Below are 10,164 nucleotides of genomic sequence, written 5' to 3'. Positions count from 1 at the left end.
GGGCGGAGAGGGCCGGGGCACGGGAACGGGCCCCGGGCGAGGGTGCCCGGGACCCGTGGACCGATCGGAGGGAGCGTCAGCAGTAGAGGTTGCCGCCTGTGGGCACGCCCAGGATCTGGGCGAACTGCTGGTACTTGGTGACGCGGCTCTGGACCTGCGCCGGGTTCTTGCCGTCGCACTCCAGGGAGCCGTTGATGGAGCGGATGGTGTGGCCGAAGCCCGCGCCGTTGACCATGGCGTTGTGGCCGGTCATCGAGCCGGGGCCGGACTGGGTGTTCCAGTACCAGAGGCCGGTCTTCCAGGCCACGGCGGCGTCGTTCTGGACGAGCCACGGGTTGTTCAGCAGGTCGATGCCGAGGGCGTCACCGGCCGCCTTGTAGTTGAAGTTCCAGCTGAGCTGGATCGGGCCCTTGCCGTAGTACGCGGCCTGGCCGGCCGGGCAGCCGTAGGGCTGGCTCCAGTCGCAGTAGTGCGGGTAGTTGGCGGTGTTCTGCTCCACGATGTGGACCAGGCCGCCGGTCTCGTGGCTCACGTTGGCGAGGAAGGCCGCGGCCTCCTGCTTCCTGACCGTGTCGCTGCCCGTCTTGGCGAAGCCCGGGTAGGCGCTCAGGGCCGCGGTGAGACCGTTGTAGGTGTAGAAGGAATTCCTGCTCGGGAACATCTGGTTGAACTGGGCCTCGCTGACGACGAAGCCGCCCGGCTGGGGGGTGCCGCCGCCACCGCAGGTGTACGGATCCCAGTACCAGGTGCTGATCGTCGGGGAGTAGCCCGGATTGTCGTGCTCGGCGATGTAGTAGGCGCCGTTGTACCTGACAACGTTGCCAGCCGTGTACCAGGCGCCCTGCTGCCAGTTGGGGGCCGTGTCGCACGGGGAGGCGGCGGACGCGGACGGCGTCAGGACGACGGCGAGGCCCATGGCGACGAGGATCGCCGTCAGCAGGGCCAGGAGACGGGTTCTCAGCACTCCATCACTCCTAGGGGCGCAACGGCCCTGCTCGGAAGCGCAGTTGGTCCGGGCGAGACCGCGGTGGGGGGGTGTCTCCCACACTCAAGCGCGATGTCATGATCCAGTCAAGGTATAGACCAATGCGAACCGTCGGTAACTTTTCCGCGCCCGCGGTGTCACGCGCCGTGACGCGCCACCCTCATGCACCGGAGGAGCCCCTCGGGGGTGGAGGCGGGAGCGGAGCCGCGCGGGGCGGGAGCACCAGCCGGGGGCCGCGGTGCGGCTCCCGGCGTCCGCCGCCCCCCGGCGGACGCCGGGAGCCGCACCGCGGGCTCCGTCCCCGGACCGTGCCCCTCCTGCCCGGCCGCCTCTTCTCCGCGCACCCGAGCACCGTGCCGCTTCCCGCCCGGCGCCGGCACGGAGGGCTCGCCGCCCCGGCCCGCCCGGGCGCCGGGCACGCCGGCGCCGGGCGTCATGGTGCCGGGCGCGGCCGCGGTGGTCCCGCGCGCGTCCGCACCGGCCGGCGCGGACGCGCCCGCTCCTGCGCCGGGCACGCCTGTGCCGGGCGCAACCGGGCCACCGGCCTCGTGCGCAGCGGACGCAGACACGCCTGTGCCGGGTGCCCCCGGGCCGGACGCTTCCGCGCCAGGTCCGGACGCTTCCGCCCCCGGAGCGGGCGATGCGGTGGTCTCCGCGCTGGGTCCGCCGGACACCCTGCCCCGGGGCGCAGCCGTGCCGCCGCCTCCCACCCAGGCGGACGCGGCCCCCTGGGCCTCGGCGCTCGGTGCGCTGCACGGCGGCGAGACGCTGGTCCGCGTCACCGTCCAGGGCACCGGCGGTCAGCCCGTGGTCCTGGAGTCGATGCAGGTCAGGATCGTCCAGCGGCGCATCCCGCAGGCACTGTCCGCGTACCGCATGAGCTCCGGCTGCGGCGGCGCGCTCACCCCGCGGCTCTTCGAGGTCGACCTGGACCGGTCTCGGCCCGTGGCGCGGTCCGTTCCCGGCAACGACTCGGGCGAGCAGATCCCCGCGGTGTCCTTCCCCTACACGGTCTCGTCGTCGGACCCCGAGGCCCTGCTCGTCTCCGGGCGGGCCGTCGCCTGTGACTGCGACTGGGTCCTGGACGTGGGATGGAGCAGCGCAGGCCGCTCCGGCACCGTCCGGATCGACGACGGCGGCCGGCCGTTCCGCACGAGCGGCGTGCGGGGCGGTGGCGTGTACGACTACGACTACACCTCCCAGAGCTGGGCGGCGGAGGCCGCCGAATCGCAGCGGGACGCCGATCCGGACCCGGTGACGGGGACGGACGCCGGGGCCGCCGCACCCACGACGGCTCCCTGATTTGCCGGACCGGCAAGGTTCTTTGCACGGGGCGACCGCCCGGGCGCACCATCGGCCGGGACGGCGGCATCCGCCGCCTCACGATCCCGAGGGAGCGCATCGATGACCCACCACCACACGACCGAAGCCGGCGCCGGAGCGGGCGAGGAGTTCTGGGACGCCCGCTACCGGGAGAGCGACCGGATCTGGAGCGGCGACCCGAACTCGGCGCTGGTCACCGAGGTATCGGACCTGGCGCCCGGCACTGCGCTCGACCTCGGCTGCGGGGAGGGCGGCGACGCGATCTGGCTCGCGAGCCGCGGCTGGCGGGTCACGGCGACGGACATCTCCGGTGTCGCGCTGGACCGCGCGGCCCGGCACGCCCGGGAGGCCGGGGTGGCGGACGACGCGATCGAGTGGCAGCGGCACGACCTCGCGCTGTCGTTCCCCGAGGGCACCTTCGACCTCGTGTCCGCGAGCTACCTCCACACCCCCGGGGACATGCCGCGCGAGCGGATCCTGCGCCGGGCGGCCGCGGCCGTCGCGCCCGGCGGCGTGCTGCTCGTCGTGGGGCACGCGGGGCCCGGCCCGTTCGATCCGCAGGCCCACCACGACATGTACTTCCCCACTCCCGACGACGTGCTCGCCTCCCTGGAACTGCCGCCCGGCGCCTGGCGGGTTGAGCGCGCCGAGGAGTTCGAGCGGACGCAGAAGGGCCCGGACGGGCGCCCGGGCCTGCGCAACGACAACGTGCTGAGGGTGCGCAGGACGGCCATCTGACGGCGGGTGCCGGACCGGGCGCCTCCCGCCCGCGGCCGGTGCGGTCGCCGCGGGACGCCGCCCGGCAGATGATGAAGACGTTGGTGAAGTGCGTCGGGAGCTCCGGCGCTCCTGACGCACCGGGCCACTGTGGCGGCCCACCGCGCGCCGGAAGGGAAAGGCCATGGCCGACGACACTGGGCGGGACGACGACCAGGGGCGGGGCGACGACGTGTACCAGCCCGAGCACTCCGACACGGGCAACCGTCCCGACGGGGAACTCGACCTGGAGAACGTGATCGGCGAGCGCAGCCTGGACGACATGATGGAGGAGGGGTACTCGCCCCTCGACCGTCCGCTGGTGGTCGGCCGGCACGGCACCACCGGCGAGGAGTTGCGGCGCGGCGAGACCCTGGAGCAGCGCCTGGCGCAGGAACTGCCGGACACCGCGTCGCAGGACGGCGACGGCATCGGCGACCTCGCGGACGGGGACGGCGAGGCGCGGGACGGCACGTCCGGCCGCGCGAGGGCGGGCAGGCTGGCGGCCGTGGACGACATCGCACCGCGCCGGCACAACGACGTGGTGGCCCGGGACGTCGGCATCGACGGGGGCGCCGCGTCCGCGGAGGAGGCCGCGATGCACGTCGTCGACGGCGAGGAGGAGGACGAGGCGGAGGAGTACGTGCCGTCCGCCGCCGACTCCGCGCCGTCGGCGCCCCGCGGCACCGGCCGCCCCGTCTCCTGAGAGCCGCGGTCCGGCCGGCCGTGCGCACGGGGCCGCCCGTGTCCTCCTGTTCCGCACGGCCCGGCATGCGCGCTGTTGAACGCCGCCGGGGCGGGCACCCGGCTCCTGGCGGGACCGCGAACCGCGCGGTCCGCGACCGGCTGATGAAGGGGAGCGGACATGTCGGACGACACCACCGCGGCGGAAGAGGGCCGGGGCGACGACGTCTACCAGCCCGGGCACTCCGACGCGGACAACCGCCCCAGCGGGGAACTCGACCCGGAGAACGTGATCGGCGAGCGCAGCCTGGACGACGTGATGGAGGAGGGCTACTCGCCGCCGGAACGTCCGCTCGGCGTGTCCCGGCACGGCACCACGGGCGCCGAGGCCCGGGAGGGCGAGACGCTGGACGGCCGGCTGGCGCAGGAGACGCCCGACGTGGCGCCGCCGGAGGGGGACGGCATCGGCGACCTCGCGGGCGGTGCCGGCGAACCGGCCGGCGAGATCGCCGGAGGCGCCCGGGCGGGCCGGCTCGCTCCGGCCGACGACCCCGCGCCCCGCAGGCCCGCGGGCACCGTCGCGCGTGACGTCGGCATCGACGGCGGAGCGGCGTCCGCCGAGGAGGCGGCCGTGCACATCGAGGAGCCGCCGGACGGGGACGACGGCGCCGGGCCCGGCGCCCGGGGGGAGTGAGCGGCCATGCGTTTCGGCGACCGCAGGGAGGCAGGCCAGGAGCTGGCGGCCCGGCTCATGGTGCGGCACCGCGCGGGTGAGCTGCGGGCCCCCTTCGTCCTGGGTCTGCCGCGCGGTGGCGTCCCGGTGGCAGCCGAGGTGGCGCGGGCGCTGGACGCCCCGCTGGACGTGGTCGTGGCACGGAAGATCGGCGCGCCGTTCAACCGCGAGCTGGGTGTGGGCGCGCTGGCCGGCGAGGCGCCGCCGCTGTACGACGCCCGGGCGCTGGAGGCGCTGGGGCTGTCCGCCGACCGTCTCGGCGACGAGGTCGACGCCGAGCGCGCGGAGCTGCGCCGCCGTGAGGAGGTGTACCGCGGGGACCGCCCGGCGCCGGCGCTCCGGGGCCGCACGGCCGTGCTCGTCGACGACGGGCTGGCCACCGGGGTGACCGCGCGGGCCGCGGTGCGGGCGGTGCGGGCCATGGAGCCGCAGGCGGTGGTGCTGGCGGTGCCGGTGTGCTCGCGCGAAGCGGCCGGGATCCTGCGGGCGGAGGTCGAGGAGCTGGTGACGCTGCACACGCCGCGCGCGTTCCACTCGGTCGGTCAGTGGTACGACGACTTCACCCAGGTCGAGGACCGCGAGGTGGTCGCCGCCCTGCGGGACGCGGCGGCGGCACGGCCGGAGTGAGGGCCCGGGGCGGCTGCGTGGCGCTCGCCCGCCGTGTGGGGGAGGTGTAGAAAGAGCATATGGCCGCACGCTACGGCCGCCCGCGCTCGGTTCTGCGCATGAGAACTGTCGCAGGCCAGGTCTTTCTCCTGCAGGTGGCGATCGTGGTGCTGCTGGTCGCCGCCGCGATCGCCGCCCTCGTGCTCCAGTCGCGGGCGGGCAGCGAGCGTGAGGCACGCAACCGGTCGGTCGCCGTCGCCGAGACCTTCGCCAACTCCCCCGGGATGGTGGCGGCCCTGCGCAGCGAGGACCCGACGGCGATCCTCCAGCCGAAGGCGGAGGAGGCCAGGAAGCGGTCGGACGTCGACTTCATCGTCGTCCTCGACACGGAGGGGATCCGCTACACGCACCCCCTCCCCGACCGGATCGGCAAGCAGTTCGTCGGGAACATCCAGCCCGCCCTCGAGGGAGAGGTCCTCGTGGAGAGGATCACCGGCACGATCGGTCCGCTCGTGCAGGCCGTGGTCCCCGTCGAGGACGCCCGGGGACAGGTCGTCGGCCTGGTGTCGGCGGGCGTCACCCTGGAGAAGGTCAGCGGTGTCTCGGAGGACCAGTTCCCGCTGCTGTTCGGCGCGGCCGCCGCGGTGCTGCTGCTGGCCATGGGCGGAACGGCCCTGGTCACCCGCAGGCTCCAGCGGCAGACGCACGGCCTCGGCCCCGCCGAGATGACCCGGATGTACGAGCACCACGACGCGGTGCTGCACTCGGTCCGCGAGGGGGTCCTCATCCTCGGCGGCGACGGCCGGCTCGTGCTCGCCAACGACGAGGCCCGGCGGTTGCTGGGCATGCCCCAGGACGTCGACGGCCGTCCGGTCGGGGAGCTCGGGCTGGAGCCGCGCATGTCCCGGCTGCTCGGGTCCGGAAGGATCGCGACGGACGAGGTCGTCCCCGTCGGCGACCGGCTGCTCGCCGTCAACCAGCGGACGACGGATCAGGGGGGCGGCCCGCCGGGCACGGTGGCGACGCTGCGCGACACCACGGAGCTCCAGGACCTCACCGGCCGGGCGGACCTGGCGCGCGAGCGGCTGCGGCTGCTGTACGACGCCGGCGCGGAGATCGGCACCACGCTGGATGTACGGCGCACCTGCGAAGAGCTGGCCGAGTTCGCCGCCGCCCGGCTCGCCGACCATGTGAGCGTCGATCTGGCGGAGGCCGTGCTGCGCGGCGAGGAACCGAGGTCGACGGGTGCGGACGTCGACATGCGGCGGGTGGCGCTCGCCGGGACGGGGGACGGCGTCCTGTACCCCGTGGGGCATCCGATCCGTTTCACACCGCAGACCCGGATGGGCGTCGGGCTCGGCCGGGGGGATGCGGTGCTGGAGGAGGACCTGACGACGTTCTCCGGCTGGCAGCTCCAGGACCCGCAGCGCGCGCCGCTGCTGGTGGGCGCCGGGATGCACTCGATGATCGCGGTGCCGCTGCGGGCGCGGGGCGTGGTGCTGGGGGTCGCGATGCTGTGGCGCTCAAAGACCGCGGAGCCGTTCGAGGAGGAGGACCTCTCCCTCGCGGAGGAGCTGGTGGCGAGGGCCGCGGTCAGTGTGGACAACGCCCGGCGGTATTCGCGCGAGCACACGATGGCGGTGACGCTCCAGCGCAGTCTGCTGCCGCGGACGCTGCCGGAGCAGGACGCCCTGGACGTGGCCTACCGGTACCGGCCGGCGCAGGCCGGCCTCGGAGGTCTCGGCGGGGTGGGCGGCGACTGGTTCGACATCATCCCGCTGCCCGGGGCGCGGGTCGCCCTCGTGGTCGGCGACGTGGTCGGGCACGGTCTCCATGCCGCGGCGACCATGGGGCGGCTGCGGACGGCCGTGCACAACTTCTCCAGTCTCGACCTGCCCCCGGACGAACTCCTGTGGCATCTCGACGAACTCGTGGCACGCATCGACCGGGACGAGACGGACGAACGCGAGGAGGCCGGGGTCACCGGCGCCACCTGCGTGTACGCGATCTACGACCCGGTGTCCGGGCGGTGCAGCATCGCGCGGGCCGGCCATCTCCAGCCGGTGATCGTGCACCCGGACGGCAGCGCGGAGTACGCCGACGTGCCCGGCGGGCCGCCCCTGGGACTGGGGGGCATGCCCTTCGAGACCCTGGACATCGATCTGGCCGAGGGCAGCCGCCTGGTGCTGTACACCGACGGTCTGGTCGAGGACCGGGCGCGGGAGATCGACGAAGGGCTGGAGCTGCTGCGGCGCGCGCTGGAGCGCCACGCCGGACTCGCTCCGGAGGAGATGTGCGAGCGGGTGCTGGCCGGTCTGGTGCCGGAACGTCCGCGTGACGACATCGCCCTGCTGGTGGGGCGTACGCAGGTGCTCGCGGACGACCGGGTCGCCCGGTGGGAGGTGCCCGCAGAACCGTCGGCGGTGCGGGGGGTGCGGGCGGCGGTGTCCCGGCAGCTCGGCGAGTGGGACCTGGACGAGGCCGTCTTCACGGCGGAGCTGATCCTCAGCGAGCTGGTCACCAACGCGATCCGCTACGCCGCCGGCCCGATCCGGGTGCGGCTCATCCGTGACCGGGCTCTGATCTGCGAGGTGTCCGACCAGAGCAGCACCTCGCCGCATCTGCGGCAGGCCGCGGGCACGGACGAGGGCGGCCGTGGCCTGTTCCTGGTGGCGCAGTTCGCCGAGCGGTGGGGCACCCGGTACACGGGCAACGGCAAGGTGATCTGGGCGGAGCTGCCGCTCACACCGGGAGGGGCCGTGCTGCCGGACTTCCCTGCGCTCTGACGGCACCGGCGCGGGGCGGGCCGGCCGGTGCACCGGCGCGGTGCGGGCGCTGTCCGCCCCGGGCCGGACAGTGCTCGGACACAGCCGACGCGGCGGTGCGCGGCCTTCCGGCGGCTCCCGGCACTCACCCGCGGACAAGAAAGGGACGCCGACTGCTGCCCCGGCGACAAGAAACGGTGCCCCGGACCGGCCCCGCGCGGAAAGCGGCGGACCGGTCTTGCCTGCCTGGTTACCCGTGCGTAACGTCATCGGCGCACCGCAGGCCGGAGGCGTTCGTACCCTCCGGCCGCCCTCCGGAACCCGCTCTCCCGGACCTCGCACCCGCGTGGTTCCGGCCGCTGCGTCCTGGCCGGAACCACGACCCGTCGCACCGTTTCCGCGTTCATCCCCGTCGTCCGTGCGCCCCGACGGCGCACCGCCGCACCCTGGAGCCGAAATGAAGCGTCCCAGTCTCCTCCCCACCCGGGGCCGCAGAGCCGCCGCCCGCGCGGGCGTCGCCCTCGCCGCCGGGCTCGGGCTGCTCGCCACCAGTGCCGGTTCGGCGCACGCCGCGCCGGTCAGGCTCGACTACCCGCTCACCGGCCTGACGGTCCTCGAGGGGACGGGCTCCGACCTGGCGCTGGGGCCGGGCACGCTGGAGGTGAACGCGGACCTGAAGCTGGGCACGATGACGGCCAACACCAAACTGCCCGCGGCACCGGGCGAGTTCAACATGATCGGCATCGTCCCGGTCAGCGTCACCACGGAGTTCATCGAGACGGAGCCCACCGTCGGCACGATCGACCTGAAGACCGGTGCGGTGAACAGCACCACCAAGATGACGCTGCGTCTGAAGAACCTCAAGGTCGCGGGGATCCCCACGCCGGTCGGCAGCCACTGCAAAACCGAGGTGCCCGCCGTGCTGAACCTCACGTCCGAGCCGGGCTTCAACGCGCTGCGCGGCGGGGTGCTGAGCGGGTCGTACACCATCCCGAAGTTCGAACACTGCCTGCTGGCGACCCCGTTGATCAACCTGGTCATCCCGGGTGACGGCAACACGATCCGCCTGAACCTGGGCCAGCCGGTCCGCCCGCCGGCCGCGTGACGGTTCCCGTTCCCGCCGTGCGCGCGCACGGCGGGAACGGGTCTCGGGCACGCTTCCTCACTCCGTGGTCGCGATGTAGTAGACGTTCAGCGGATCGTCCTCGACGGTGCGGACGTCGACATGGCCGAAGCCCGCCTCCTCCAGCATTCGCAGCGCGGTCTGCCGGCCCCAGAGCGTGCCGAGTCCGGCGCCGCCGACGCCGAGCGACGTCGTCATGCAGTAGAAGACGCTGAAACCGTAGAGCGCGGGCCCGAAGGGGTGTCCGGTGTTGTCCTCCAGGTCGCTGGAGGCGTCGATGTCGCCCATCAGGAACACACCGCCCCGGCGCAGCGACCTGGCGACGACGGCGAGCGTCCGGGCCGGCTTCGCAAGATCGTGGATCACGTCGAAGGCCGTGACGAGGTCGTAGGTGCCGGTGATCTCCGTGGAGTCGCCGAGGGCGTAGGTGACGTTCGCCAGCCCGCGGGCCGCCGCCTCCGCACGGCCCGCCTCGACGCCGCTCTCCGACTGGTCGAGGCCGCGGAAGGTGCTGGCGGGGAACGCCCGGCCCAGCACGACCGGTGCGTGGCCCTGCCCGGTGCCCACGTCGAGGACGTCGATCCCCGAGCGGAGGCGCCCCGTCAGGCCGGGGACGAGCGGCACGATCGTGTCGACGAGGCCCCGGTCGTAGACCCGCGCGGTCTCCTCCGCCTGGAGTGCCTGGAAGCGCGGGTACGCGGAGTAGGGCACACCGCCGCCCTGCCGGAAGGACCGCACGACCTGCTGCTCCACCTCGCCCATCAGCGCGATGTACTGCATCATCCCGGCGAGGTTGTCCGGGCCGGCGGCCGCGACCAGCGAGGCGGCGTGCTCGGGCGGCAGCCGGTAGGTCCGCCCCTGCGGCTCGTACTCCAGGAAGCCGCCGACGACCATCCCGCCCAGCCACTCGCGGACGTAACGCTCGTCGAGATCCGCCGCCGCGGCGATGTCCGCGGAGGTCGACGCCGGCAGCGCCGCCATGGTCTCGAACAGTCCCGTCTGGTGGCCGACGCTGACCAGCAGGGCGAGCGCGCCCTTGTTCAGGACATCGACGACCTCACCGGCGAACGCCTCCTGCCGCACGGGGTCCGGGGTGCCGGTCCGTGTACCGGGGCCGGTCTGCGTACCGGGGCTCGACATGGCCGCTCCTCTCCACCGGGCGGATGACGCGCCGGCGGAGCCGGCCCGC

At 74.2% G+C, this 10,164-nt stretch carries 9 protein-coding genes; 7 read left to right on the top strand and 2 right to left on the bottom strand.

Annotated elements, in window-relative coordinates:
- Window positions 1-76 precede the first annotated feature (76 nt).
- Window positions 77-916: a glycoside hydrolase family 19 protein gene (locus EAO77_RS28760; protein ID WP_410088730.1), complete on the bottom strand. Its 840-nt coding sequence runs from the start codon at window positions 914-916 to the stop codon at window positions 77-79.
- Between the two features lie 714 nt (window positions 917-1,630).
- On the opposite strand from EAO77_RS28760, the gene EAO77_RS28755 reads away from it, so the two are divergent.
- The 7 genes from EAO77_RS28755 (at window position 1,631) to EAO77_RS28725 (ending at window position 8,957) form a co-directional block, all read left to right on the top strand.
- Window positions 1,631-2,287 carry a hypothetical protein gene (locus tag EAO77_RS28755; protein WP_147991256.1) on the top strand — a complete coding sequence of 219 codons (657 nt, stop codon included), beginning with the start codon at window positions 1,631-1,633 and terminating at the stop codon, window positions 2,285-2,287.
- A 102-nt stretch (window positions 2,288-2,389) separates the two neighbouring features.
- Window positions 2,390-3,046 (top strand): methyltransferase domain-containing protein, encoded by a 657-nt coding sequence (locus EAO77_RS28750; protein ID WP_147991255.1) that lies wholly within the window; start codon window positions 2,390-2,392, stop codon window positions 3,044-3,046.
- A gap of 163 nt (window positions 3,047-3,209) precedes the next feature.
- A complete protein-coding gene (locus tag EAO77_RS28745; RefSeq protein WP_222723701.1) occupies window positions 3,210-3,770 on the top strand; it encodes a DUF5709 domain-containing protein in 561 nt (186 codons plus the stop codon).
- A gap of 159 nt (window positions 3,771-3,929) precedes the next feature.
- Complete coding sequence (locus tag EAO77_RS28740; RefSeq protein WP_147991254.1) at window positions 3,930-4,442, top strand: DUF5709 domain-containing protein; 513 nt, start codon at window positions 3,930-3,932, stop codon at window positions 4,440-4,442.
- A gap of 6 nt (window positions 4,443-4,448) precedes the next feature.
- Window positions 4,449-5,108, top strand: a complete 660-nt coding sequence (locus EAO77_RS28735) for a phosphoribosyltransferase (protein WP_147991253.1) — start codon at window positions 4,449-4,451, stop codon at window positions 5,106-5,108.
- Between the two features lie 59 nt (window positions 5,109-5,167).
- Window positions 5,168-7,873 (top strand): SpoIIE family protein phosphatase/ATP-binding protein, encoded by a 2,706-nt coding sequence (locus EAO77_RS28730; RefSeq protein ID WP_147991252.1) that lies wholly within the window; start codon window positions 5,168-5,170, stop codon window positions 7,871-7,873.
- A 436-nt stretch (window positions 7,874-8,309) separates the two neighbouring features.
- Window positions 8,310-8,957 (top strand): hypothetical protein, encoded by a 648-nt coding sequence (locus tag EAO77_RS28725; RefSeq protein ID WP_187283460.1) that lies wholly within the window; start codon window positions 8,310-8,312, stop codon window positions 8,955-8,957.
- Between the two features lie 57 nt (window positions 8,958-9,014).
- On the opposite strand, the gene EAO77_RS28720 is transcribed toward EAO77_RS28725, so the two are convergent.
- The gene (locus EAO77_RS28720; RefSeq protein WP_147991251.1) at window positions 9,015-10,115 is read right to left on the bottom strand and encodes a class I SAM-dependent methyltransferase; all 1,101 of its coding nucleotides are present in this window, start codon (window positions 10,113-10,115) and stop codon (window positions 9,015-9,017) included.
- Window positions 10,116-10,164 lie beyond the last annotated feature (49 nt).

Origin of the sequence: Streptomyces sp. T39 (assembly GCF_008042045.1) — a bacterium.
Lineage (GTDB): Bacteria > Actinomycetota > Actinomycetes > Streptomycetales > Streptomycetaceae > Streptomyces.
This window is presented reverse-complemented; position numbering and strand designations above follow the sequence as displayed.

Coding starts and splice junctions, on each gene's coding strand:
- EAO77_RS28720 (WP_147991251.1), bottom strand. CDS start 10,115: ATGTCGAGCCCCGGTACGCAGACCGGCCCCGGTACACGGACCGGCACC.
- EAO77_RS28725 (WP_187283460.1), top strand. CDS start 8,310: ATGAAGCGTCCCAGTCTCCTCCCCACCCGGGGCCGCAGAGCCGCCGCC.
- EAO77_RS28735 (WP_147991253.1), top strand. CDS start 4,449: ATGCGTTTCGGCGACCGCAGGGAGGCAGGCCAGGAGCTGGCGGCCCGG.
- EAO77_RS28750 (WP_147991255.1), top strand. CDS start 2,390: ATGACCCACCACCACACGACCGAAGCCGGCGCCGGAGCGGGCGAGGAG.
- EAO77_RS28745 (WP_222723701.1), top strand. CDS start 3,210: ATGGCCGACGACACTGGGCGGGACGACGACCAGGGGCGGGGCGACGAC.
- EAO77_RS28740 (WP_147991254.1), top strand. CDS start 3,930: ATGTCGGACGACACCACCGCGGCGGAAGAGGGCCGGGGCGACGACGTC.
- EAO77_RS28730 (WP_147991252.1), top strand. CDS start 5,168: ATGGCCGCACGCTACGGCCGCCCGCGCTCGGTTCTGCGCATGAGAACT.
- EAO77_RS28760 (WP_410088730.1), bottom strand. CDS start 916: ATGGGCCTCGCCGTCGTCCTGACGCCGTCCGCGTCCGCCGCCTCCCCG.